The organism is Enterorhabdus sp. P55, assembly GCF_009911695.1.
Taxonomy (GTDB): domain Bacteria; phylum Actinomycetota; class Coriobacteriia; order Coriobacteriales; family Eggerthellaceae; genus Enterorhabdus.
In genome coordinates, this window is sequence record NZ_QWKK01000031.1 from 1 (window position 1) to 24856 (window position 24856).

Annotated in this window: 19 protein-coding genes and 2 tRNA genes; 16 read left to right on the top strand and 5 right to left on the bottom strand. The window is 65.9% G+C overall.

The genetic code is table 11. From position 1 onward, the window contains the following. A partial coding sequence (locus D1643_RS04795) for a hypothetical protein (RefSeq protein WP_201750966.1) occupies nucleotides 1-401 on the top strand: 401 nt, incomplete at its 5' end. A gap of 1 nt (nucleotide 402) precedes the next feature. After that, nucleotides 403-906 (top strand): hypothetical protein, encoded by a 504-nt coding sequence (locus D1643_RS04800; protein ID WP_160709183.1) that lies wholly within the window; start codon nucleotides 403-405, stop codon nucleotides 904-906. Nucleotides 907-1082: 176 nt separating this feature from the next. Here the strand turns inward: D1643_RS04800 and D1643_RS04805 are convergent, their stop codons facing one another. Continuing rightward, nucleotides 1083-2546: an RNA-binding domain-containing protein gene (locus D1643_RS04805; protein WP_160709185.1), complete on the bottom strand. Its 1464-nt coding sequence runs from the start codon at nucleotides 2544-2546 to the stop codon at nucleotides 1083-1085. Between the two features lie 229 nt (nucleotides 2547-2775). On the opposite strand from D1643_RS04805, the gene D1643_RS04810 reads away from it, so the two are divergent. The 11 genes from D1643_RS04810 (at nucleotide 2776) to D1643_RS04860 (ending at nucleotide 17406) form a co-directional block, all read left to right on the top strand. Beyond that, nucleotides 2776-2931 (top strand): hypothetical protein, encoded by a 156-nt coding sequence (locus tag D1643_RS04810; protein ID WP_160709187.1) that lies wholly within the window; start codon nucleotides 2776-2778, stop codon nucleotides 2929-2931. A gap of 364 nt (nucleotides 2932-3295) precedes the next feature. Beyond that, complete coding sequence (locus tag D1643_RS04815; protein WP_160709189.1) at nucleotides 3296-9937, top strand: MBG domain-containing protein; 6642 nt, start codon at nucleotides 3296-3298, stop codon at nucleotides 9935-9937. A gap of 357 nt (nucleotides 9938-10294) precedes the next feature. Continuing rightward, nucleotides 10295-10480, top strand: coding sequence for a hypothetical protein (locus D1643_RS04820; RefSeq protein ID WP_160709191.1), 186 nt, complete (start codon nucleotides 10295-10297; stop codon nucleotides 10478-10480). A 171-nt stretch (nucleotides 10481-10651) separates the two neighbouring features. Continuing rightward, nucleotides 10652-11659 (top strand): transglutaminase-like domain-containing protein, encoded by a 1008-nt coding sequence (locus D1643_RS04825; RefSeq protein WP_160709193.1) that lies wholly within the window; start codon nucleotides 10652-10654, stop codon nucleotides 11657-11659. Between the two features lie 62 nt (nucleotides 11660-11721). Continuing rightward, nucleotides 11722-12774, top strand: a complete 1053-nt coding sequence (locus D1643_RS04830; protein ID WP_160709195.1) for a type II secretion system F family protein — start codon at nucleotides 11722-11724, stop codon at nucleotides 12772-12774. 57 nt (nucleotides 12775-12831) lie between these two features. Further along, on the top strand, nucleotides 12832-13107 hold the full coding sequence (locus D1643_RS04835) for a hypothetical protein (protein WP_236643379.1): 276 nt from the start codon (nucleotides 12832-12834) through the stop codon (nucleotides 13105-13107). Further along, complete coding sequence (locus D1643_RS04840) at nucleotides 13104-13655, top strand: DUF4860 domain-containing protein (protein ID WP_236643380.1); 552 nt, start codon at nucleotides 13104-13106, stop codon at nucleotides 13653-13655. Before D1643_RS04835 ends, D1643_RS04840 begins: the two co-directional genes overlap by 4 nt. Before the next feature lies 1 nt (nucleotide 13656). Further along, nucleotides 13657-14130, top strand: a complete 474-nt coding sequence (locus D1643_RS04845; RefSeq protein WP_160709199.1) for a hypothetical protein — start codon at nucleotides 13657-13659, stop codon at nucleotides 14128-14130. Next, nucleotides 14123-14743, top strand: a complete 621-nt coding sequence (locus tag D1643_RS04850; RefSeq protein WP_160709201.1) for a hypothetical protein — start codon at nucleotides 14123-14125, stop codon at nucleotides 14741-14743. Before D1643_RS04845 ends, D1643_RS04850 begins: the two co-directional genes overlap by 8 nt. Before the next feature lie 8 nt (nucleotides 14744-14751). Continuing rightward, entirely contained in the window at nucleotides 14752-15825 is a 1074-nt protein-coding gene (locus D1643_RS04855) for a type IV pilus twitching motility protein PilT (protein ID WP_160709203.1), read from the top strand. A gap of 1095 nt (nucleotides 15826-16920) precedes the next feature. After that, on the top strand, nucleotides 16921-17406 hold the full coding sequence (locus D1643_RS04860; RefSeq protein ID WP_160709205.1) for an Rrf2 family transcriptional regulator: 486 nt from the start codon (nucleotides 16921-16923) through the stop codon (nucleotides 17404-17406). Nucleotides 17407-17773: 367 nt separating this feature from the next. Here D1643_RS04860 and D1643_RS04865 read toward each other — a convergent pair whose 3' ends face one another. From D1643_RS04865 to D1643_RS04875, 3 genes are all read right to left on the bottom strand, one after another. Further along, complete coding sequence (locus D1643_RS04865; RefSeq protein ID WP_160709207.1) at nucleotides 17774-19090, bottom strand: NRAMP family divalent metal transporter; 1317 nt, start codon at nucleotides 19088-19090, stop codon at nucleotides 17774-17776. Between the two features lie 12 nt (nucleotides 19091-19102). Further along, on the bottom strand, nucleotides 19103-20470 hold the full coding sequence (locus tag D1643_RS04870) for a magnesium transporter (protein ID WP_160709209.1): 1368 nt from the start codon (nucleotides 20468-20470) through the stop codon (nucleotides 19103-19105). Between the two features lie 271 nt (nucleotides 20471-20741). Then, a tRNA-Arg gene (locus tag D1643_RS04875) sits at nucleotides 20742-20818 on the bottom strand. A 252-nt stretch (nucleotides 20819-21070) separates the two neighbouring features. Here D1643_RS04875 and D1643_RS04880 point away from each other — a divergent pair. Further along, the gene (locus tag D1643_RS04880) at nucleotides 21071-22561 is read left to right on the top strand and encodes a citrate/2-methylcitrate synthase (RefSeq protein WP_160709211.1); all 1491 of its coding nucleotides are present in this window, start codon (nucleotides 21071-21073) and stop codon (nucleotides 22559-22561) included. 542 nt (nucleotides 22562-23103) lie between these two features. Here the strand turns inward: D1643_RS04880 and D1643_RS04885 are convergent. Beyond that, a tRNA-Ser gene (locus D1643_RS04885) sits at nucleotides 23104-23191 on the bottom strand. 105 nt (nucleotides 23192-23296) lie between these two features. On the opposite strand from D1643_RS04885, the gene D1643_RS04890 reads away from it, so the two are divergent. Beyond that, on the top strand, nucleotides 23297-23785 hold the full coding sequence (locus D1643_RS04890; RefSeq protein ID WP_160709213.1) for a nucleoside deaminase: 489 nt from the start codon (nucleotides 23297-23299) through the stop codon (nucleotides 23783-23785). Further along, complete coding sequence (locus tag D1643_RS04895; RefSeq protein ID WP_160709215.1) at nucleotides 23782-24816, top strand: 4-(cytidine 5'-diphospho)-2-C-methyl-D-erythritol kinase; 1035 nt, start codon at nucleotides 23782-23784, stop codon at nucleotides 24814-24816. Before D1643_RS04890 ends, D1643_RS04895 begins: the two co-directional genes overlap by 4 nt. Nucleotides 24817-24856: the final 40 nt, after the last annotated feature.

Consider the following 24856-nt stretch of genomic DNA (forward strand, 5'->3'; position numbering starts at 1 on the left):
TGCCGGCCGCTCCGGCCCCCGCAGCCCCCGCTGCCGCCGGTCCGGCTCCGGCCGCTGCCGCCGTGGTGCCCGCCGCCGCTGCCGTCGTGCCGGCCGCAGCCGAGGTCATCGCCGACAACCCGACCCCGCTGGCTGACGCTGGCGACCTCGACACGGCGCCTGTCGCCGAGGTCATCGCCGACGACGAGACCCCCATGGCTGCGTTCGACCACCCGCAGTGCTGGGTGCACTACTGGATCTTCCTGGGCATTCTTCTCACGCTGGCCTATGCCATCGGCGTGATCGCCCGTCGCATGAACTACGTGCGCAAGATCAACAAGTTCGAGGACGATCTGACTGGCGGCCAGTCCACGGGCGACGCCCGCGTGACTGCTCCCCTCGCCGGCGGAATGGAGGCCTAGCATGCGCAAGAGCAACTGGATCATTCTGGCGGTGCTGGCCTCGGCCTCGGCCTTCTTTCTGTGGCTGTGGTACTACCTGAACTTCAACCTGGTGGACAACCCGGTTGACTTGGCGTTCACCATCGTGTGGTGGGCTGCCATCATCGCCGGCTGCGTGGGCATCCACCTGGCCGAGCGTCGTCGCCAGGAGCGCGTGCGCACGGCCTTCCTGGCCCCCGGCCTCATCTACAACTGCGAAGCCGGCATGGTGCCGGTGGAGGCGGGCTCCTCGGCGGTTGACAAGCTGCAGCAGACGCTTGCCGAGCTCAGCTACAGCTTCGACCTGCAGGACGACCCGGCGAGCAAGCGCGTGCGCTTCAGCCACATCATCCGCACGGCGAAGTTCGCCGACGAGGGCAAGACCTGGGAGGGCGAGGTGGTCTCCGTGGTCTACCCCAACGCCGCCCCGCGCCCCTTCTCCAGCCGCGATGAGCTGCTGGCCATCGTGGAGGGCGCCCCGGCGTAGCCTCCGCACCAGAGCAGAGCGAATGAGCCAGGGGAGGCGGCCCGCAGGTCGCCTCCCCTGGCTGTTTTGATAAGTAGAATTGCGAGATTACTGTCCTATCTGCGATAAGAATCACCAGTTCAGTTGCGTATGGCTCCCGCAAGCCGCCTCAATATGATTACCAATGATAAAAAGACTTAGGCCCAAAAGGGTATGTACCTTTTGAACTTTGCGCCGGCGTCTTCGTCCTCTTCTTTTATCAGTTCGTTTTCGCAGCACTCTCTCAGAAGTCTAGACATGGCGAGAGTGTTCTTCCTCTCTGCCTCCAGACCAAACCGTTCGCGTAAGGACTGGTTGCTCATGGATTCGCCTTGAGCGTACATCAGGCAGCAGTGCCAATAAAGCGCATTGATGCGTTCGTTCTTGGTCATCTTTCTATAGGCTCCCCCTTTGAAAAGGGTTACCTTCGTTCCGGTGTCCTCAGAGCTTTCGATGCGAGGCGCAAGCATGTGGATTTCCTCGCAAGCGGCAACGGCTCTATCCCAGCCTGTGCCGCCCTCCTCGCATAGATCCATCTGCCTCAAGGCCTTAACCAGGCGATCGTTCCTTGTTTTTGGCTGCGCATTTAGCACTCGATTAGGCGGAATAAGCGATGCGCCGGGATTATTGAATTCGATTCGGTTATCGTAAAGACTTACAAACGGGCCTGAAGTGGTGACGGTCATATCTTGATGGATAACTGTGTTAACAAGCAGTTCGCGAATTGCTGCCTGTGGGTACGCATGCTGTATTTTCCTAAACGCACCGTCGGTGAGTTCCTTAGCTGGAATAGACGTCATTATGTAGTCTTCTGCTTTCTGCAGAGCGGTTGCATAGCCTTCATCAAAGAAGCGGTCGTCTAGGATCGACAAGTTGGCCTTTCCTTCAAATTTGATGATGCGAAGGGCTCTTTTGCGAAGGCCAGGGAAGGCGCTGACTTTTCTTGCCAAGAGAAGGGCGCCAAGATTGGTTATAGCAAGCCTGCCGTTGTCCAGTCGCTTGAGGATGTCTTGCTCAATAAGCGGTCGGAATGTTGCCTCTGAATCTGTAGGCCTCTTTAGTCCGAGAAGGGAGAAGTAGACGTCAGTGTTTAAGAGTTCGAACACATCAGCGCTGGCGAGATCCTCCAGAGCCGCCTGCGTTTCAAAGCCGTAGCGCTGGAGCCTTCTCCAGAGCTCTGCCTCTTTCGATCCTGGCTTTAGATGCGTTGTGCTAGATCCTTCACGTATATAGGCAATATTCTTAAAGTAGACTGGCTGCTCTGCTGCGGCAGAGATCTTTAGGACGACGAAATGGAGTCCGTTATTCTCTACAGGAATAAACTCATAGCTTGCGTTGCTCGACATCATGGTGGCGAGCCAAATGTTGAGATACTGATTTCCCTCAGCTCGCGCGTTCAGATAGCTAAAAGAGGAGCCTATTAGGGCATGAGTTTTGTCTTCTACGCCCCAAATCTTGTAGGCAAAATCCTTTCCGTGGTAGGCGGCTGAGTTTGCAAGCGCCGAAATGTCCTTTCCGATTCGATCGGCGTCGTTATTGTTGCTTTTGAATTCTATCCACTCTGTTTCATCTGGATACCCGATGAGGGAGTAGATAAGCTCCATGGGGTCTGAGGCGCTCACGATTCTCCTTAATCTTAGCTGATAACTAAATGATAACTAAATGATAAGTAGAAGACAAGAATTGAGGAAAGCGCTTTTATATAAAGAGCTGAGTGAGCGCAGTTGATAAGTAGAGACCGTTTGGCGGGGATACATCGAGAGCCGAAAAGACCAGATCAGACAAGCGTCGCATACTTGCTTGCGTCATTTTTGATTATGCGCGATAAATAGAAATCCGGCGAGCAAGCGCGTGCGCTTCAGCCGCATCATCCGCACGGCGAAGTTCGCCGACGAGGGCAAGACCTGGGAGGGCGAGGTGGTCTCCGTGGTCTACCCCAACGCCGCCCCGCGCCCCTTCTCCAGCCGCGATGAGCTGCTGACCATCGTGGAGGGCGCCCCGGCGTAGCCCCCGCACCAGAGCAGAGCGAATGAGCCAGGGGAGGCGGCCCGCAGGTCGCCTCCCCTGGTTTTTGTCTCGCCCTGAAAAAATGCCCATCTTTGCGGTCATGAATGTAATGGTTATGTGATTTTAGGTTGCACAAACAATCAAATTTTCGTACCAAACGCCGAAAAAAGAGGCCTGGGAAGTTTTCGGCCTTTTCGTAGGGAAACCGTTACCGATAAGATGGTAATTGGACTATTCCCTCTGGCAAGGGGATGAGTCGCTCTACGCCCGTCTGCAGGCAAACAGCTGGACGTCGAGCACGGCTATTTAATGCGATAGGGGGCGGCGGCTCCGCCCTGAAGCAGGAAAGACCGGTGGTGAAAAAATGAGCGTGTTAAGGCGACTGGCCGATGCCCGAAGCACTGTCGAGGGAAAGACCCTCGCCGTGCTGATGGCAGCGGTGCTGGCGACGTCGATGTGCGGCATGCCGGCATGGGCTGACACCAAGGCGGATGCCTCCGCATCCCCGAAGGCGACGCAGGCCGATGGCGGCCAGGCGGGGAAGGGCTCCGACGCGCCTGCTAACCCCGTCATCTCGCTGAGCCTGGGCAACGGCTACCTCGTCTACGGGGCCGGTCAGATAGTGAAGGCCCCGGCCGCCAAGGTGACGGCCGTGGCGGGCAAGGACTTCAAGTTCGTGCCCGAGGCCGACAAGGGCTACAAGGTGGCCTCCGTTTCCTACGCGGGCCTCGACCTGTATCCCACCTCCACCGGCGAGTACGTTATTCCCGCGTCGAAGCTGGTCGACGGCGCTCGGCTGACGCTGGTCACCGAGAAGGTGAGCACCGCTACGAGTGCGCCGAGCACCACCCTGAGCGGCCAGACCAGCGTCCCGGGGCAGAACCCGGGTGCCGCGGTGTCCGAGGCGGTCACGCAGTCGGGCGAGATCACCCAGCAGTTTGCCATGAGCACCTTGGGGGAAGACCCCGAGCCCGAGACTCCCGCCGGCCCCGCTGCTCCGGCTAAGCCGCAGATCATCGACAATGGCGTCGTGAAGATGGAGAAAAACGCCGCCCTCACCCTCAAGTCCGACCGGGGTGACTTCGCCCATGCCTGGACGGTCTCCGACCGGGAGGTCGCCCTCGTGTCCGGCGAGCGTAACGTCGCCATCGCCAACGGCATGGAGCTGGGCGACGCCACCATCACCCACACCTACGCCGAGTACGCTGAAGACGGCGTCAAGTGGCAGACCCGCAGCGAGCAGTGGACGGTGAGCGTCGTCGAGCCGCAGACGCTTGCCGACACCGCCGGCGAGCCTGCCGATGAGCCGGCGGCTGCCCCCGCGGATTCCGCGGAGGACGCGAAGGCGCCAGCCGATGCCTCTTCGGGGGATCCCGCCGAGAAGCCCGCCGCGCCTTCCGCGCCGGAGTGGCCGGCCTCCGAGCCTGCCGAGCAGGACGACCTCGTCGACCCCGGCGAGCCCGATGACGACTTCCCCATGCCGAAAACCTACCGCGTTTTCACGAAGTACTCTTACCACGTGGCCGACGGCGCGGATGCCACCCAGCTGCCTGAGGACATCGAGTCGCAGACCCTGCGTGCCGGCGATACGTACAGCCCCGTTGCCGCTCCCGCCCTGTCGGGCTACGTCACCGACTACCAGCCTGAGCCCATCACGATCGTCGATCGCGACGTGACCGTCAACGTCGTCTATCATCGGGACGCCAACGGCAACGGCACTCCAGACTGCCGCGAGTTCTCCGCTGTCGTCGACATCGCCGGATGGACGTACGGCGAGCATCCGCGCTCTCCGCAGCCGAAGGTCGCCATCTCCTCGCTGAGCGAGGCGGACCAGGACGACTTCGGCAGCGCCAACGTCTCCTACAAGCCCAAGGGTGCCGCCGACGACGCCTGGGTTGAGGATCGTCCGGTCAACGCCGGCGAGTACACGGCCCGCGCCGTCTGGAACACCGAGCGCTTCGGCCAGATCGTGGCTGTGGAAGACTTCACCATCGCTCAGCGCCCGGTCACGCTGACCAGCGCCAGCGAGGAGCGCGCCTACGATGGCACCGAGCTGCGCAACGCCGAGGTGGTCGTCGGCGGCATGGGCTGGGCCAACGGCGAGGGCGCCTCCTTCGAGGTGCAGGGCGCCGTCACCAACGTTGGCAGCGCAGAGAACGTCTTTACCTATGCGCTGAACGAGAACACGCTTGCGGAGAACTACGCCATCTCCACCGTCTTCGGCACGCTGACGGTCACGCAGGTTGCCGCTGAGGATCCCACCCTGATGGTGCACGCTGAGTCCGCCGTCAAGTTCTACGACGGCGCGCCGCTCACGGCTGGGTTCTCCCTGGAAAACGGCGTGCTCGCCGAAGGCGACTGGCTGGACGTGACGACGGCCGGCGAGCAGACGGACGCCGGCGCGTCCCCCAACACGATCACGGCCTGGTGCGTGCGCAACGCCGCGGGCGATGACGTGACGGCCAACTACAACATTGCCGTCAGCGAGGCACCCGGCACGCTCACGGTAGAGCCGCGCCCCGTGACCCTGACGAGCGCGAGCGCCTACAAGCTCTACGATGGCCAGCCGCTTACGAACGACGCCGTGACCGTTGGCGGCCGCGGCTGGGTTGAGGGTCAGGGCGCCTCCTTCGAGGTGACCGGCGGCCAGACTGAGATCGGATCGTCCGCGAACACCTTCGACTACACGCTGAACGAGGGCACGAGCGCGAGCAACTACGTCATCACGAAGGTGGAGGGAACCCTGACGGTCGGCAATGCCGATGCCGTGCATGAGGTGACCGTTCAGGCCAAGAGCGGCTCGTTCACCTACGATGGAACGACGCAGACGGTCGAGGGCTTCGAGACCCTGCAGTTCGTCATCGACGGCGCCACCTACGACGTGGAGGGCCTGACGGCCCGTGCGAGCGCCGTGGATGCGGGCGAGTACCCGGTGACCGTTACCGGCACGCCGGTGGTTAAGGACTCCGAGGGCGACGATGTGACCCACCTCTTCAACGTGAAGACGGCCCCCGGCACGCTCTCTATCGCCAAGCGCGGTGTCACGCTGGTCAGCCCCGATGCGGAGAAGGCCTATGACGGCACGCCGCTCGTCAGCCAGACTGTGCAGGTCAAGGGCGATGGCTGGGGCTTCGGCGACGGAGCCACCTACCGCGTGACCGGCAGCCAAACCGCCGTCGGCTCGTCCGCCAACGCCTTCTCCTACACGTTGGACGCCGGCACCAAGGCCGACAACTACCTCATCTCCCAGATCGAGGGCACGCTCACCGTCACTCCCGCTGATGCCGAGCACTCCATCGTGCTCGTGCCCAACACGGGCTCTGCCCTGTACGATGGGGCGGAGCACACGGTGGAGGGCTTCCGCGTCAAGGGCTTCGAGGGCACCAGCTTCGTCGTTGACGGCAAGACCTACACGGTATCGGGCGTCACCATCGGCGCCACGGGCGTGGACGCCGGGACCTACGAGGCGAAGGTCTCTGGTACGCCCGTTGTGACCAACGCCACGGGCAATGACGTGAGCGCGAGCTTCGCGGTGACCGTCGAGCACGGCACCGCGCTCGAGATCGCCAAGCGCACCATCACGCTGACGAGCCACGATTTCAGCAAGCAGTACGACGGCACGCCGCTCGTAAACACGAATAGCATGGTCAGCGTGGGCGGCGATGGCTGGGCTAACATAACCGAGGGTGCCACGTACTCCTTCACAGGAGCCCAGACGCTCGTGGGCACTTCGGAGAACTTCTTCACCTATGAGCTGAACGCCAGCACCAAGGCGGACAACTACCGCATCATCACGGCGTACGGCAAGCTAACGGTGCTCAACCGCGATGCGAAGTACCAGGCGACCGTGGCCGGCGCCTCCGCCGAGGTGGTCTACGATGGCACTGAGCAGGTGCTGACGGGCTTGGCGGGCGAGCAGGTCTACACGCTGGGCGAGGGCGAGGCCGCCAAGGAGGTCAAGGCGGTTCAGGTGAGCGCTGGTGGCCTCACCTACTATGTTGCCGGCCTTGAGGCGCGCGGCGCGGGCAAGGACGTCATTGCGGGAGGCTATCCTGTCAACGTCACGGGCTCTGCCATCGTCTACGACGCCCAGGGCAACAACGTGACCGACCAGTTCGCCGTAACCACGACGCCCGGCACGCTGACCATCGACAAGCGGCCGCTCACGCTGAGGTCGGCCGATCTCAAGAAGAACTACGACGGCACGGCGCTGACCAACGGCGACGCGAAGCTGGCGGTCGAGGACGGCTGGGCCGCGGGCGAGGGCGCCAGCTACCAGTTCTCGGCGAGCATCACCCGCCCCGGCACCGTGACGAACGACTTCGCCGTCACGCCGAACGGCAACACCAACCTGGACAACTACGACCTGACCATCCAGGCGGGCACGCTTGAGGTGGCGAACCCAGGCGCCCAGACGCTCGAGGTGTTCGGCAAGAGTGCCTCGTTCACCTACGACGGTCAGGCGCATGCGGTGTCTGGCTTCGTCGGCCAGGACGAGAACGGCACCATCACCGTCCGTTGGGGCGGCGAGGACGGGCCGGTCTATCGCATCACGGGCCTGCCGGCAACCGCCTGGTATGCGGAGGCCACGAACGTGGCGCTTGACCAGGACGGCCCCGCGAGCGCCGCAGGCACCATCGCCTACGAGCCTGATCAGGTGGTCGTCTACGATGAGAACGGTGAATGCGTGAACGACCTCATCGTCGTTCGCCCCGTCGCTGGCAAGCTGACCATCGAGCCGCGCCCGATCACCTTCACGTCGGCCAGCGCCGAGAAGCCCTATGACGGCACTCCGCTGACGAGCGACGCCGTGGAGGTCGGCGGCGAGGGCTTTGCCGGCGACGAGGCCGTGGACTTCGAGGTCACCGGCTCCCAGATGCTGGTGGGCACGTCTCCCAACACGTTTGCCTACAAGGCGAAGGACGGCAGCGGGTTCATCGAGAGCAACTACGCCGTCACCAAGGCGGAGGGCTCGCTTACGGTGACGCCTGCCGACGCTGAGTTCGCCGTCGAGCTGACCCGCGGCTCCTCCACCGTCACCTATGACGGCCAGGAGCACGAGGCTCCCGACTTCGAGGGCGAGCGCGGCACCGTGACTGTTCCGGCGAAGGACGGCCAGGACGCCCACGAGGTAGCGGGCATCTGGGCCCAGGCTCAGAACGGCACGCGCTTCCTCGTGAACACCGACGGCTACCAGGCCGGCACCGCCAAGAACGCGGGCACCCACTTCTTTGGCGCCACGGGCGTGGCGGCCGTGTTCGACGAGGCCGGCAACGACGTGAGCGACCAGGTGGCCGTGGTCGTGGGCGGCGGCGCGCTCACCATCGAGAAGCGTCCCGTTACCCTGGCGAGCAACATCGACGCCAAGGTCTATGATGATGAGCCCCTCGTAGGCACGAGCGTGGTGGCCGTGAATGACGCCGAGGGCGAGGGCTGGGCCGAGGGCGAGGAGGGCTCGTACCTCTTCACCAGCTCCCAGACGAATGTCGGCAGCGTCCCCAACCGCTTCGAATGCGTGTCGAACGCCGCTACCGACCTGGCCAACTACGACGTCACCATGGAGAACGGCACCCTGACCGTGGTGCCGCAGAGCATCAACCCCGACGATCCCACCGAGATCAACCCCGACGATCTGACCCAGGCCGTGTACACGGGCGCGACGGTGGAGGCGCCGGCGTCGCCCACCTACAACGGCCAGGCCCAGGAGCTCGTGCCCGTCGTGCGTGCCGCCAACGGCCGCGTGCTGCGCAACGGCTCCGACTTCACCGTGTCCTACGCGAGCGAGCCCGTCAACGTGGGTACCGCCTCCGCCATCGTGAGCGCCTCCGCGCCCAGCAACTACCGTGGCGCGGTAGCCTGCGAGTACGAGATCTTGCCGGCGCCGGTGCGCATCATCGTCAACCCGTCGGCCAAGTTCTTCGGCGATGACGATCCGCAGGGCTATGGCAGCTTTGCCGTCGAGGGCCTCTTCGGCAGCGACACGCTGGGCAACGTGACCCTCAGCCGCATCGGCGATGACGAGGCGGCGGGCACCTACGCGGGCGTCATCGACGCGACGGTGGCGCAGCAGAACGGCAACTACGTCGTGGAGGCCATCGAGCGCGGCGCCTTCACCATCGCGCCCATCGAGGGCAACGCGCTGCTGCTTCAGAACGTGGCCGGCGCCGACGGCTTCACCAAGACCTACGACGGGCGCCCGGCCGTCATCCAGGCCCGCGCGCTGCAGCCGGATTCCGAGATCTGGTTCTCGGCCGACGGCACGCTCGACAACTGGACCACCGACCTGCCTGACTTCGTGAACGCCGGCACGTACCAGGTGTACGTCCAGGCGACCCACAACAACTTCGCGCCCACCCAGCCGGTGCTGGCTACGGTGACCATCAGCCCGGCCATCGCCACCATTGCAGTGGACAACGCCGCTAAGGTGGCCGGCGAGGCCGACCCCGAGTTCACGGGCACCGTCACCGGCCTGGTGGCGGGCGACGCGCTCGAGAAGCTGGCCTATAGCCGCACGGGCGACGATGAGGCCGTGGGCACCTACCCCGACACCCTGACCGCCACCTACTACCCCAACCCGAACTACAGCGTGCGCGTGGTGCCGGGCACCTTCGCCATCACGGCGCCGGCTGCGCCGCTCACGGCGTCTCCCCTGGGCGGCAGCACCCCCACCCCGGGCGTTGCGCCGGACGACGGCCCGCTCGCGACGGTCGCCGGTCTGCTGGCTAGCCCGTTCGAGACGTTCATCGGCAACGACGAGACGCCGCTGGCCGAGACCATCAGCGATGACGACGTGCCGGAGGCCGCTTTCGACCACCCGGTGTGCTGGGTGCACTTCTACACGTTCCTGGGCATCGTGGTGACGCTGATCTACGGGGCTGCCTGCATCGTGCGGCGCCTGCGCGGCGCTCGCGGCGTCGCCGACCTGGAGAACGACCTGACCTCCAGCGGCCGTCGCCCGCAGCGGGCAACCCGTCCCACGACGGCTGCGGATAGGGCGGAGGCCTAGCCGCCGAGTCGGATCGGGCCGCGTTCGGCGGCTATCGACAGAGAGCTGAGAGAGGGGGCGCCTTCCGCACGGGGGCGCCCCCCTCCTTTCGTCGTTGCGGGAGGGTGCGGGGGCGTGCTAAATCCGATAGCGGGGACCAGGGTTTCACGATGGCAACTTGCGCGCACCAAGAAAGGAATAGCGGTCACGAGCGTTCCCGTTGGGAGATGGGCGGTCTGGACGCCGGTTAAAACGTCTACCATGAAGAGGAGAAGCACTCGAAGGAAACGGTTGAGACGTACGTTTCCAAGCGCCGCGGGCGGCACGATCGCAGAAGCTGCGAGCCAGGGAGCCGATGCGCCCCGAGGAAGAGGCATCATGAGAGCCGCAAACTGGACAATTCCCGTTATCGTCGCAGCGTCGACGCTGTTCTACGTAGGCGCGTGCTTCTTCATGGGAGCGGGCCTGCTGGTGTCTCCGGCAGGAGTCGTTCTCTCCGTCGTGTGGTGGCTTGCCGTGGTGGCCTGCTGCGTGGCCGTCTTCATCCTCAATCGGCGCCAGTAGCGGATCGGTGCCGGCGGGCTCTTCGGGAGGTCGTGTACGTTACCGGCAGCCGTGCACTTATTACAGGCGATAGCGCCCCGCGACGCCTTCCCTCGCGTGTGCTTCGGCCGTGTGCGGGTATAATAACCTCCAGGATACACGGGGGCTCTGCCTGGTTTTTGAGGGAGTTTCTTGAGCACGCTTCAATATACGGTTCAACGCGTTCTCGGCGCCGTCCTGGTGGCGGCGCTTCTCGTGTCATGCCTGGCTCTGTGCGCCTGCGGCGGGGGCGGCGGCTCTGCCTCCGCGTCTACCGGTCCCGGTGGTTCGTCCGCGCCTTCGGATGAGGGATCCGGCGGAGGCGACGACGGGGGAGAGACCTCCGGTCCCGCCTACGTCCCGCCCGATCCCGTGCCGATGTCCAGCTTTGACGCATCTGCCGCCATTACGAGCGCGGGCGGCTCCATCGACGTGTCGTCGGCGAGCAAGGGCTACGTGGGCGCGTCGGCCGTCAACGACAGTCGCCTCAAGTTCCAGGTGGTGCGTGGCGAGCGGAGTTACAACTACGACCTGCCCGGTGATGGCACGCCCATCATCTGCCCCATCAACATGGGGGATGGGGCCTATACCTTCCGCATCATGCAGAACACGAGCGGCTCAAGCTACGTCGAGGTGGCCTCGGCCACGGCGGATGTGAAGCTGGAGAGCGAGTTCGCTCCCTACCTGGTGCCCAACGTATTCTGCAACTACACGCCCTCAAGCGCGGCGGTGACTCAGGCGCGCAGCCTGGTTGCCGGCGCCCAGAACGAGGGCGAGGTCGTGCGGGCGATCTACGACTGGGTGGTGGACACCATCGCCTACGACAAGGCCAAGGCCGCCGAGCTGGCCGACGCCACGGGCTACGTGCCCAACCCGGACTCCACGCTCTCGTCGCGCGAGGGCATCTGCTTCGACTACGCCTCGCTGGCCGCGGCCATGTTCCGCAGCCTGGGGATTCCCTGCCAGATAGTGACGGGCTATGTCTCGCCCGACAACATCTACCACGCGTGGAACATGATCTACATCGACGGACGCTGGGTATCGGCCCAGATAACCGTGAACCCCGACACGTGGACGCGCGTCGACTTGACCTTCGCGGCAGCGGGGGCGGGCGGCACCATCGGGGACGGAACGACCTATACCGACCGCTACGTCTACTGACGCGCGGCCAGGCGATAACGGAGGGCCCCGCTCGGCGGGGAGGAGAACGAAGGAGCGAAGGAATGAGCAAGTCTTTGCTGGAAAGCAGCGCGCTGAGCGCTTTCTGCGAGAGCACCGCGCTCATGCTGTCGGCGGGCATCCAGACCGACGAGGCCGTGTCGATGCTTTCCGAGAACATGGAGGACAGCGCCTTTAAGCGTGCCTGCGACCGCGTCTACGTCGGGCTCATCAGCGGCGCCACGCTCTCCCAGGCCATGGAGGCCTCGGGGGCGTTCCCGCGTTACGCCGTGGACATGGTGGGCGTCGGCGAGGCGTCGGGCCGTCTGGAGGAGGTGCTGCGCTCGCTTGGCGTCTACTACGACGAGGAGGACCGGCTGTTCGCGAAGATCCGCTCGTCCATCGGGTACCCGGCGGCGCTGCTGTGCCTGATGAGCGTGATCCTGGCGTTCACCGTGGCGGTCATCCTGCCCGTGTTCGTGGGCGTCTACGACAACCTGGCCGGCGGCCTGACCACGGGCTCGTTCAATGCGGTGGCCGTCTCCATCGGCATCGGCTGGGTGGCGCTGGCGGTGACGCTCCTGTGCACCGTGCTGGCGCTGGCGGGGGTTATCGCCAGCCGCAGCGAGGGCGGTCGCCAGTCCATCATGCGCCTGTTCGAGAAGATTCCCTTCACGCGCCAGGCCATGTACCAGCTGGCGCTCTCGCGCTTCACGTCGGCGGTGGCCACCTACACGGCCTCGGGCGTGAACACCGACGACGCCATGAAGGAGGCGCTCGCCACCGTCGAGCACGACGCGCTGTACGAGAAGGCTGCCGCGGCCTACGAGGCCATGATCAGCCCCGTCACCGCGAAGAGCCTGGCGCAGGCCATCGGCGACCACGGCGTGTTCGAGCCGGTGTATGCGCGCATGCTCACCATCGGCTCGCGCTCGGGCAGCCTGGATGCGGTGCTCGACCGGCTGTCGGGCACCTTCTTCGACGACGCGGTGGTGCAGATCGACCGCGTGATCGATGCCACGGAGCCGGCCCTGGCCGCCTTCCTCACCGTGGCCGTGGGAGCCACCCTCATCTCGGTCATGCTGCCGCTCATCGGCATCATGGGATCCATCGGGTAGGCTGCCATGTACCACGAGCAGACAACCCGAGACATCAGGCGCAGGCGCCGCCGCCGGATGATGGCCGCGCTGGTCGCATGCCTTTTGGTGGCGGCCGTGGTCGTCGGATTCGGCGCGGTGGGCGCGTCTCTGCGCGAGCAGGGCGCTGCGGCCGTGCGCGACACCGTGCTCGACGCGGCCATGCAGTGCTGCGCCATCGAGGGGGCGTACCCCTCGTCGCTCGACTACCTCGAGCGCGAGTACGGCCTGCGTGTCAACCACGATGACTACGTGATCACCTACGAGGCGTTCGCAGGCAACGTGATGCCCAGCGTGGTGGTGGTGCCGCGATGAGCTACCAAGACCGGCAGGGCGAGCGCGACGTCCAGTTCATGGATGCGGTGCAAGGGGGCCTGACCTCCGCCATCGACCGGGGCGCGGGACGCACGGGCGAGTACGGCCGCGTGTTCACCGCGCTGCTGTTCGCGCTGTTCGTCATCACGTTGCTGCTGGCCATCATGGCCGGCACGCGGGTGTACAGCGCGCTTTCGGACATGCGGAGCCAGACCGATCAGGATCGCCTGGCCATGGGGCTCCTGGTGAACAGCGTGCGCTCGTCTGACGCCATCGACGCGGTGTCGGTGGGCGCAGGCCCCGAGGGGCGCTCGCTTGTGCTGACCGAGCGCCTGGCCAACGGCACCTATGAGACGCGCATCTACCTGTATCGCGGCCAGGTGGTGGAGGAGTACTCCGTTGCCGGCACGCCCTATACGCCCGATAAGGCCACGCCCGTCGTGGCCACGGGCACGTTCGACTTCACCTACTCCCAGGGACTGCTCACCATCGTCACCGACGAGGGGCGGGCAGAAGTGGCCCTGCGCAGCGTGAGGGGAGGTGCGTGAGATGCCTCGGGGATTCGCTGATCGCTCGATGAGGCGCCGCACCGCCGCCGACCGGGCGGTGTGGCCCGGCGCCGCCTTCGTGGTGGAGGCGCTCATCCTGCTCGTGTTCCTCGCCGGCTGCCTGGCGGTGTTCATGCAGCTGTTCGGCGACGCTAACGAGACCGGGCGCCAGAACGTCCAGCTGGAAGAGGCTGTGGAGCTCGCGTCCAACCGCGCCGAGCGCTTCGCCGCCGACCCGCTGGCCGGCATGGGCGAGCCGGGCGAGGGCGGCGCCTACGCGAGCGCCGACGAGACGGATGACGGTCTGACCGTCATCTGCGAGGTCGTGCCCGAGCCGCTGTCCGCCGGCGTGCTGTACCGCGCGAGCATCGCGGTGACCGCCGACGGCGAGGAGGTGTTCAGCCTCGCGACCGCGCGTTACGTGGCGGGCGCCGCGGGCGTGGCAGACGTGCAGGGAGGTGGCGCCAATGGCTAAGAGCCGCGGTTCGGTGCGCATGGGCCCCATCAGCCTGTTCGCGCTCATCATCATCTTGTGCCTGGCTGTCATGGCGGTGCTTGCCGTCACCACGGCCCAGGCGTCTTACACCCTTACCCAGCGCCAGGCCGCTGCGGCTGAAGAGGCCTATGCCGTGGAGACGGCGGGTCAGAGCTTCCTGGGCGGCCTCGATGCCGAGCTGGCTGCCGCGCATGGCGCTGGCGCGACGGGCCCCGGCGCCATGGCGGCCGTCGAGCAGGCGCTCCCGCGCCTGGCCGAGGAGGCGAAGGAGGCGGCGCCGCTGCCGCTGACGGCCAACGCGTCCGCCGTTTCCACCGACCGCGCGGCCAGCCTCGCTGGCATCGTGGGCGTGGGACGCACCGGCGAGGAGCCGGCCGACGCCATCCCCGTGGAGGGCGTGACGCCGCTGCTCGATGACGCGCGCGGCGCCGTGAGCGCATCGTTTGCGACCGACGGCGGGCGTACGCTCGACGTGGTCATCGCCATCCGCGATGACGGCAGCTACGAGATTCTTTCCTGGAAGGCAACGACGGAGTGGAATGAGGAGGGCGCGGGCGAGACCCTATGGTCGGGATCGCCTTCGCTCGGATAGGAGAACCGATGAACCTGCAACAGCTTCTGAAGGACATGGTGGACGCCAAGGCCTCCGACGTCTACGTGATCGCCGGACTGCCCCTGACCTACCAGGTCGGCGGCCGTCAGGTTCGCCTGGGCGATCAGGCGCTCATGCCCGCCGACACCGACGCCCTGGTGCGCGCCATCTATGCCGAGGCCCATCGCTCCATGGAGCCTTTCGACGCGTCGCGCAACCATGACGACGACTTCTCGTTCGCCATTGGCGGCATCGGGCGCTTCCGCGTGAACGTGTTCCGTCAGCGCGGGTCGCTGGCCGCCGTCATCCGTGTCATCCCCTTTACGCTGCCCAATCCGGTTGACTTCAACATCCCCGACGCCGTCATGGACTGTGCCGAGTTCCAGAAGGGCCTCGTGCTGGTGACCGGCCCCGCTGGCGCCGGCAAGTCCACTACGCTGGCATGCATCATCGATCGGCTTAATCATGAACGAAACGGTCATATTATTACGATGGAAGATCCCATCGAGTACGTGCATCGCCATGGCAGCTGCATCGTCACCCAGCGCGAGGTGCCCACCGACGTGGCCACCTACGCCGAGGCGCTGCGCTCGGCCATGCGCGAGTCGCCCGACGTCATCCTGCTGGGCGAGATGCGCGACCAGGAGACCATCGGCACGGCCGTGACCGCCGCCGAGATGGCCCAGCTGCTGTTCTCCACGCTGCACACCACCGGTGCCGCCAACACCGTTGACCGCATTATCGACGCGTTCCCGGCCAATCAGCAGCGCCAGATCCGCATCCAGCTGTCCATGGTGCTCCAGGCCGTGGTCAGCCAGCAGCTCGTGCCCACCGTGGATGGCGGCATGGTGCCGGCCTTCGAGGTGATGATTGCCAACACGGCCATCCGCAACCTCATCCGCGAGGCCAAGACGCATCAGATGGACTCCGTCATCGCCGCTGGCGCCGCCGAGGGCATGCGCACCATGGACCAGAGCCTGTTCGAGCTGGTGGCTTCCGGCCAGGTGGCCCGCGAGACGGCGCTGCAGTGCAGCATCCACCAAGAGGCGCTCGCCAAGCGCCTGGAGGCCGAGGGCTTGTAGGCCCCATCTGCGGAATAAGCAACACTAATAGGGAAGGCGTGGGGTTACCGCGCCTTCCTGCGTTATTGACCCCCCGCAACGGGCGCCTGCGGCAGACACTCCGCCGCGACAGGCCGACCTCGCGCCGCCCCTCCCGCCGGCCGCAGAGCGCCCCGTCCCCGCGGCCGTCCTGCTGCTAGGGCCCCGCTGGCCGCAGAGCGCCCCGCTCCCGCGGCCGCCCTACGCGTGCGCAACGTCCCGCCGCCGCGGCCGCCACGGATGTCCGCCGCGGACGCCCGGCGCGGACGGTCGCCCGCCGCGTGTGTGCCCTGCCGCTGTGGCCGCCTTGCTATCGCGGGCGTCCTGCCGAAGACGGCCGCTCTGCTGCGGACGTCCGCGCCTTTTGTGCTGCGGGGCACCCCGTGTTCGAGCTGTCGACAGTCCCCATGATCTTCTTTGGCGCTCTTTGCGGTTGTTGCGCCCGGATCCCTTTCCGTAGTGTTTCTCGGTTGGCGCATCGCGCTTGCATTCGCGAGGTTCTTCCCCTTTTCTCGTGCCTGAAATGTTTCACGTGAAACATTTGTTTGGCCCTCGCTGCCGTTCGCTCTGCTTTCTGTGACCGCTTTTGCGGGGGTTGTGTCCTCTGTTGCATGCTCCCTGCTTCGCGCCGCTCCTTTTGGATTCTTCGTGCTGTGCGGCGGGGAGGGGGAGGGAGTGTTGCTTGCGCCTGAAATGTTTCACGTGAAACATTTGTTCCGCTACTTAGGTTATTCATTACTTAAAAGGTCATCTTTAGTGACCCAATTCTGGTACAGTTCATCCTCAGGTGGGGTATAACCTAGAGTTAACTCAAACTAAAAGTAAACAATGCGGCAACATATGCACATCGAGACGCTCATCGTTCGGTACGTCGCTTGTATTTAGGCGACGGCGTCGGTACGCTGCTGGTACTGGAGAAATCCAGAAACGTGGCTCTATGGCGGAACGGAGCGCTCACGTCCCCCCGATTCCGCTGACCATGCCATTCTACGATCCTGCGCTACCCGCGCCAGACGCTCGAGATTCTGCGCCTTCCCCGGCGAGTTCACATCGTAGACGTTAGGTTAGGAGGCTGCAGTGCAACTCAAGGCATCAACCGACTACGGACTGCGCGCCGTCTTGTACCTGGCCGAGCAGAGCGGCACGTGCTCGTCTAAGGATATTGCTCACGACATGTCGATCCCCCGCGACTATCTGATCCAGCTGGCCCAGCTGCTCAGGAACGCCGGCATCATCGAGGCGCGCCCGGGCAAGCATGGAGGCTATCGTCTGGCGCGAGACCCAGCCAACATCACGTTGTTGCAGGTCATCGCTGCTATCGACGAGGACACGAAGGACACCACGCGCGCTCGCCGGGAGGATCGCAAGAACGCGGCCATGGTGGGGAATGTGAAGAAGGCGTACGAGCTGGTGCTCGACAGCTACGACGCGTACCTCGACTCCATTACGCTGGAGATGCTGCTCGACTGCGCGAAGGACGCGGATCGCGGTCGCGAGTACCTGGCCGAGCGCTTGAGCGACGAGTCCAAGCGCCTGCTCATCCCCGAGGCCAAGATAGCTTAGCTCGAATCGCGCCGGAGCAAGAACATGTCAGAGGGGCGACGTCCGAAGAGGCGTCGCCCCTGCGTGCGTCGGGGAGCGCGGTGAAGGACGGGCGGTCGGCTCGGCCGAGCGAATGCGCCCCGCGCCCCATCCTTCGCCGCGCTCCCCAAGCGCGCGTCCGTCCCCTCGCCTCGCTTCGTCCATCGTCCGGCCCCGCGCCCGCTCCGTTCGGCGCCCGCCGCGCACTGCGTGCCCCCGCGTCCGCCGCCCGCCGTCCGACGCCTGCGTCGCGTGCGCACCCGGCGCAGGCCGCATTCCCGCGCGTCTCGCCAAGTGCCCGCCGCACTCCCGCGCGCCTGCCGCTTCCGGCACCTGCTCCCAGCGCGCCTCAGGCCAGGCCGAGCAGCTGCATCACGAGCAGCGCCACCGTGAGGGCGGCCACCACGCCGACGGTTGCCCAGACGAGCACCTTCGACACAAGGCGCGAGCGATGCGCGCCCATGATGCGCTTGTCGGCGGCGATGATGGCCATGAACGCCAGCAGCACCGGCAGGATCACGCCGTTGACGAACTGCGCCGTGAGCATCACCGACAGCAGGTTGATGCCGGGGATGAGCACCACGGCGGCGGAGAACCCGATGACGAACGTGAAGATGCTCTTGAAGGTGGGCGCCTCCTTCCACTTGAAGGACACGCCGGCCTCCCATCCGAACGCCTCGCAGATGACGAACGCGGTGGTCAGCGGAAGCACGCACGCCGCCAAAAACGATGCCGCCACCAGGCCGATGGCGAACAGCGCCTCGGCGTACTGCCCGGCGAAGGGCGCGAGCGCGCGCGCCGCGTCGGCCGCGCTGTCGATGGCGATGCCCTGCGGGTGCAGCACCGCGCCGGTGGTGACGATGATGAACCACGCCACCAGGCATGCGGCGATGGTGCCGGACACGGCGTCCACCCGCTGCAGCGGCAGGTCGCGAGGCGTGAGTCCCTTTTCCACCACGTTGGACTGGGTGAAGAACATCATCCACGGCGCGATGGTGGTGCCGATCATGGCGATGACGAGCGCGATGAACGCCGGCCCGCCGTCCACCTGGGGCACCACGGTGTCGTGGAGGGCCTGCCCCCAGTCGGGCTCGGCCAAAAACGCCGCCACGATGTAGGTGACGAACACGAAGGACAGCGCCAGGAACACGTTCTGCACGCGCTTGTACGAGCCTCCCACCACGAGCAGCCACACCGCCAGCGCCGCCACCGGCACCGAAACGTACTTCGACACGCCGAACATCTCCATGCCGCTGGCGATACCCGCGAACTCGGAAAACGTGGTGGCCACGTTGCCGATGAGCAGCGCGAGCATGGCGAGCGCCGTCAGCCGGATGCCGAATCGCTCACGGATGAGCGCCGCGAATCCCTTGCCCGTGACCGCGCCCATGCGCCCGGCCGTGGTCTCCACCACGGCCAGCAGCACGCACATGATGGGGATGACCCACAGCGTGCCGAACCCGAACTGCGCGCCCGCCGTGGAGTAGGTGGATATGCCGCCCGCGTCGTTGCCGGCCATGGCCGTGACGATGCCCGGCCCCATGGCTGCTAGCACCAGCAGCATCTTGTTGGGTTTCTTCGTCGGCGCGCCCTCGTCCACCAGGGCCGGGGCCTGAGCCTGGGCCTTCTGCTGCGCCAGGTCGCGCGTGTCCTTTCCGAACTTCATGGGAGCCACCTGCTATCTGGAAAGCCCGTGGAAGCCGGTGGCGTCCAAGATCTGCAGCAGCACGAGGGTGTACAGGCCCAGCACGAGGATGCCGGCCAACGTGCCGCCGAGCACCTTGCCCAAGGTGGCGCGTGTCTTTTCTCCGGACACGTCGTCCTCGATGGCATCCCAGGCGTCATCCACGGTGACGATGCCCAGAAGCGCCCCGCGCTCGTCCACCACGGGCATGGCGGGCAGGTCGTACTTGAAGATGTCGGCCGCCACGTCCTCCTCGGTCTCGGAAGGGGTGGCGGTGATGACGTCGTCGAACATGACATCGCCGATGACGCGGCTGTCCTCGGTGAGCACGAGCGTGCGCAGCGAGAGCACGCCCACCAGCTTGCCGTAGTCGTCGGTGACGTAGACGTAGTGGACGGTGGGGTGGTCCTCATCCAGCTCGCGCAGCACCTCGATGGTCTGGCCGACCGTCTTGTCGCGCTCGACGGAGACGAACTGGGTGGTCATCATGCCGCCGGCCGTGCCGTCCTTGTAGCCGAGCAGGCGGCGAATCTCGGCAGCGTCTTCCACGCCCATGAGGCGCAGCAGCGTCTCGGCCTTCTCGTAGGGCAGGTCGCGCACGATGTCGGCCGCGTCATCGGGATCCATGTCGCCGATGAGGCGGGCGGCACGTGCGTCGTCCAGGTCGTCGATGAACTCGGCCTGGTACTCGTCCTCCATCTCGGAGATGGCTTCGGTGGCCTGAGCGTCGTCCAGGTGCTCGAACACCGCGGCGCGCTGCTGCGGGTCAAGCTGCTCGAGAATGTCGGCGACGTCGGCGGGGTGCAGCTCGTCTAGGCGCCGGTGCGTCACGGAGAGCTGCACCTCGGAGAGGTCGCGGTCGAGCAGGTCCATGTAGTTCCAGGCGATGATCTGCTCGTCGATCTTGTGGCCGAAGGCGCGACCTGCGGCGACGGCCGCCTTCTCGATCCAGGGATGCAGCCCGCGCAGGATGCCGCGCACGCCCACCTCGGCGCCGAGCAGCCGCAGCTGCGTGCCCGACTGCGAGAGCTTGAGGTCGTTGACGCGCACGACCTTCATTCCCTGCGTGTCCACGATCTGCCGGTTGAGCAAGTCGCGGGTCAGCAGCACCTCGTCAGGCTGCAGGTAGCTGAAGCGGATGTCGTGGGCGGGCACTGCCAGCGTGATGCCGTCCTCGTCGAAGAGGTCGACGTACTTGCGCCAGGAGATCATGAACGGCACCTTCCCCGGCCCCTGGAAGGCCAGGCTGGTGATACGCGGAAAGACCTCGCCCGTGGATATGGCCAGGTCGGATATGGTGCCGATCTTCTCGCCCGTGGAATCGATCACGGGCTTGCCCAGCATTTGCGATAGGTAGAGCATAGGCATATCCCTTACGTCGTCGCGCATCGACGCGTCCGCGAAGACAAGGCGGCGGCCGCATGCCAGAGACGCGGCGGGCCGGGTATCAGATTGCGAGCGGGCGCGGGTTCGATGCGTCACAGCCGTCTTCCGGCTGCCGACGCAGGGAGGGGAGCCGGAAGGTTACATACTGTGAGGTTTCGATTTTCGAACCTTCAAGTACGTTCCTTTCCCTAGACAACAAAAAACCGCACGTGCTGTTGCCAGTCGTTGCGGATCAGAGATGCTGAAGTGGTGCGCCGTGAGGGATTCGAACCCCCGACGTACTGATTCGTAGTCAGTCCCTCTATCCAGCTGAGGTAACGGCGCACATCGAAACAGCGAAGCCTATTTAACCATGGCCTCCTGGGGCTGTCAATCAGAATTTTTCGAAACGCGGAAAGTTTTGCATCCTGTAAGAAAGCGCCTTCGCGGGCGGGCCGGGCGCCCTGGGCTTCTCCGGCCTTGTCTCGCCCCTGGCCGGCCTCGCGGCCGCGCTCGTTTGCCGAAGACGGCGCGATGCGGAGGGATCGCACCTGGCGGCACACGCTATCATAGGCGCAAAACGAGAAGGGAACCTGCATGAACGCGGACAAGCCGACCCACCTAGCCAGCCCTCAGTCGCCCGAGGTCGGCCGCCCTGCGGCCTATGACCCCTCGCTTGACGTGGACACGCGCGCCTTCGACGCGAGCGTCACCGCGGACGAGGTGATTCCCCTCGACGAGGAGGAGACCCGTAAGGTCGCGTTGTTCGACAAGTTCCACAGCGTGAACGACATCCCGCCGGAGCAGTACGCGCGCTACGACGTGAAGCGCGGCCTGCGCAACGCCGATGGCACGGGCGTCATCGTGGGCATGACCAACATCTCCAACGTTCACGGCTACACGGTGGCCGACGACGGCCGCAAGATAGCTGACGACGGCTCGCTGCGCCTGCGCGGCTACGAGCTCTACGACCTGCTGGGCGACCTCTCGCCCGAGCGCCGCTTCGCCTACGAGGAGGTGGCCTACCTGCTGCTGATGGGCGAACTGCCCACGCAGGATCAGCTCGACCGGTTCGTGGAGGTCATCGACTCCCAGCGCGAGCTGCCCGACGGCTTCACCGCGTCCATGCTCATGCGTCATACGCCGCCTGACATCATGAACGTGCTGGCCCGCTCGGTGCTCCAGCTCTACGCCTACGACGACTTCGCCGAGGATCGCTCGCCCGAGCACGAGATCCACACAGCGCTCTCGCTGCTCTCGCGCCTGCCGCGCATCATGGTGCTCACCTACTACTCCAAGCGCGCCCGCTACGACCACGAGTCCATGATCATGCACCGCTTCATCCCTGGACAGTCCACGGCCGAGACCATCCTCTCCATGCTGCGCCCCGACCGCCAGTTCACGGCGGAGGAGGCGCGTATGCTCGACATCATGCTGTGCCTGCATGCTGAGCACGGCGGCGGCAACAACTCGACGTTCACCGCGCGCGTGCTGACCTCGTCGGACACCGACCCGTACTCCACCTACGCCGGCGCCATCGGGTCGCTCAAGGGCCACCGCCACGGCGGGGCCAACCACCAGGTGCTGGGGATGCAGGGCGAGATCAAGGCCGCCGTATCCGACTGGGAGAACGACGACGAGGTGGCGGACTACCTGGCGCGCATCGTCAACAAGCAGGCCTACGACAAGACAGGCCTGGTCTACGGCATGGGGCATGCGGTGTACACGCTGTCCGACCCGCGCGCGGTCATCTGCAAGCGCTTCGCCGAGGAGCTTGCCCGCGGCACCGAGTTCGAGGCGGAGTTCAACCTGCTGCAGTCCATCGAGCGCCTGGCCCCCGAGGTCATCCTGCGCGAGAAGGGCACCAAGAAGGACATGTGCGCCAATGTGGACATGTACTCGGGCTTCGTGTACTCGATGATGGGCATTCCGCAAGACCTGTTCACACCGCTGTTCGCCTGCGCGCGTCTGGCCGGCTGGGCCGCGCACCGCTTCGAGGAGATCGGCTCGGGCAAGCGCATCATTCGTCCGGCCTACAAGATCGCCCGCCCGGGCCGCCGCGCGTACCTCCCTATCGCCGAGCGCTAGGCGCGGTGCGCGCGGGGCGCGGGCGACGCCGCGCGGGGCGAGGCGGGCTGGGATGCGGCTGCGGGGTCGGCAGCGGGCGCAGGTGCGCAGGAGCCACGAGTGCGTGGTGGCGGCGCGCTCGAGTCTCGCGGTGCGTGAGGCGGGGACCTGTGGCGCGCGGGGCGAGGCGCCGATGCCACTTTTTCGCCCCGCAATGGCACTAATCGGCAGTTTGGTACGCTTTGCGCGACCCCAGACGCCGCCCTGCGCTTGGCCTTACAGCAAAACCCCAGGTCGCGATTGGGCGACGCTGCCGGAGACGCTGGTTTTGGCCCTAAGCACCGTACCAAACCGCCGATTAGTGCCATCGAAGAGCTGTTTGCTGGATGTGAGGCTCCTCGACGGGTCTCATCCCGGCATCTAAGCCGGTTGAAAGCGCGGAAAGTGCGCCATCGGCGCGCTTTCCCCACGCGCTTCCGCCTCATCGGTTCGAACCCTGCCGCCTGCAGGCTGCAACTCTCTCAAACATGAAAAGAGCCCCATTGCAGGGGCTCGTCGCGTTCTGGCGGAGGCGGTAGGATTTGAACCCACGGTACCTTGCGGCACAACAGTTTTCAAGACTGCCGCCTTCAACCACTCGGCCACGCCTCCAGTAAGCGATGATCGGCGCGCAGCCGGCTCATCTGCGGGTAAGGATACCATAGTTTCGCGTCGCAGCCGGTCGCCGGAGCGGGCGCTTCTCCTATAATGGCCGTCATGACTGACGAAGACTACATGCAGCTGGCGCTTGCAGAGGCGCGTGCCGCCGCGGCCATGGGCGAGGTGCCTATCGGCGCGGTGGTGGTATACCAGCCCATCGACCGCGGCACGCGTCGCCCTCTGGCCGAGCCGCAGGTCATCGCCTGCGCGCACAACCGGCGCGAGACCGACCGCGACCCGGCGGGCCATGCGGAGTTCCTGGCCCTGAAGGAGGCCGCCCGCGTCCTGGATGCGTGGCGTCTGACCGACTGCACGGTCTACGTCACGTTGGAGCCCTGCATCATGTGCGCGGGGCTCATGCACCAGGCGCGCATAAGCCGCTGCGTCTACGGCGCGTCCGACCAGAAGGCCGGCGCCCTGGGCACGCTGTACGCAGTGCACGAGGACGAGCGCCTCAACCACCAGTTTTCGGTGACCCCGGGCGTTTGCCGGGAAGAGTGCGCCGGGCTGCTGAAGGAGTTCTTCGCGAGCAGGAGAAAAAGATGAGCGACAAGCCCCTGACCGTCGACATGCTGGGCGCGGCCCGTGACGCGCAGTGGAGCGCGCTCGCGTTCATGGGGCCGGGGAGCGTGCGGGCGATGGCGCCGGCCAAGGTGAACCTCTTCCTGGGAGTGGGTGAGCGCCGCGCCGATGGTCGCCATGAGGTGCTCACCGTCATGCACGCCCTCGCGCTCCACGACACGCTGCACGTGCAGGTTCGTCCGGCCGATCAGGCGCCGGACGGGGATGACCTGCCGTCCCATGCGGCTGTCGGCGGGCCGGCGTGCAACCTGCGCGTCACCGTGGACGTGACCGACAAGGGCGCTGGTGGCGTGCCGGACATTCCCGCGTGCGAGAACATCGTGTTTCGCGCGGCCGACCTGCTGGCCCGCGCCCTGGGCCAGGACGCGCCGTGCGCCATCGACGTCCGGCTGGAGAAGGCCATTCCGCATCAGGCGGGGCTTGGCGGCGGGTCGTCCGATGCGGCGGCCATGCTCCTGGCCCTCGCCCGCGCCTGGGGCCTTGCCGCCGACGATGGGCGGTTGGAGGAGGCGGCCGCCGCGCTCGGCGCCGACGTGGCCTTCTTCCTGCACGGCGGCTGCGCGCTGCTCGACGGCGCCGGCGAGCGGTTCGTGCGTCAGCTCGCGCCGTTGCGCCAGGCCGTGCTGCTCGTGAAGCCGCTGGCGGGCGTGTCTACCGCCGCGGCCTATGAGGCCTTCGACGCCGACCCCGCGTCGGTTCCCCCCGAGCTGCTGCAGGTTGCGCGCGACGCGCAGGACGCGGCGGAGATCCCCCTGGTCAATAACTTGGAGGGGGCTGCCGACGTGCTCGAGCCGGCTCTGGCCGAGGTGCGCGCCTGGGCGCTCGCCCAGCCGGGCGCGCGCGACGCGCTGCTCTGCGGCAGCGGTGCGGCTACCTTCGTGGTGATGGAGGACTTCGACGCCGCCTGTCGCGCCGCGGCCGAGGCGAAGCGCCGCGGCTGGTGGGCGCGCGCCACCAGCTTCGCCGGCACGCGTGCCGCGGTGTTGCCCGCATAGCGCGTTCGGCTGGGCGGGCGCCTCGCCCCCCCCCGGCGCG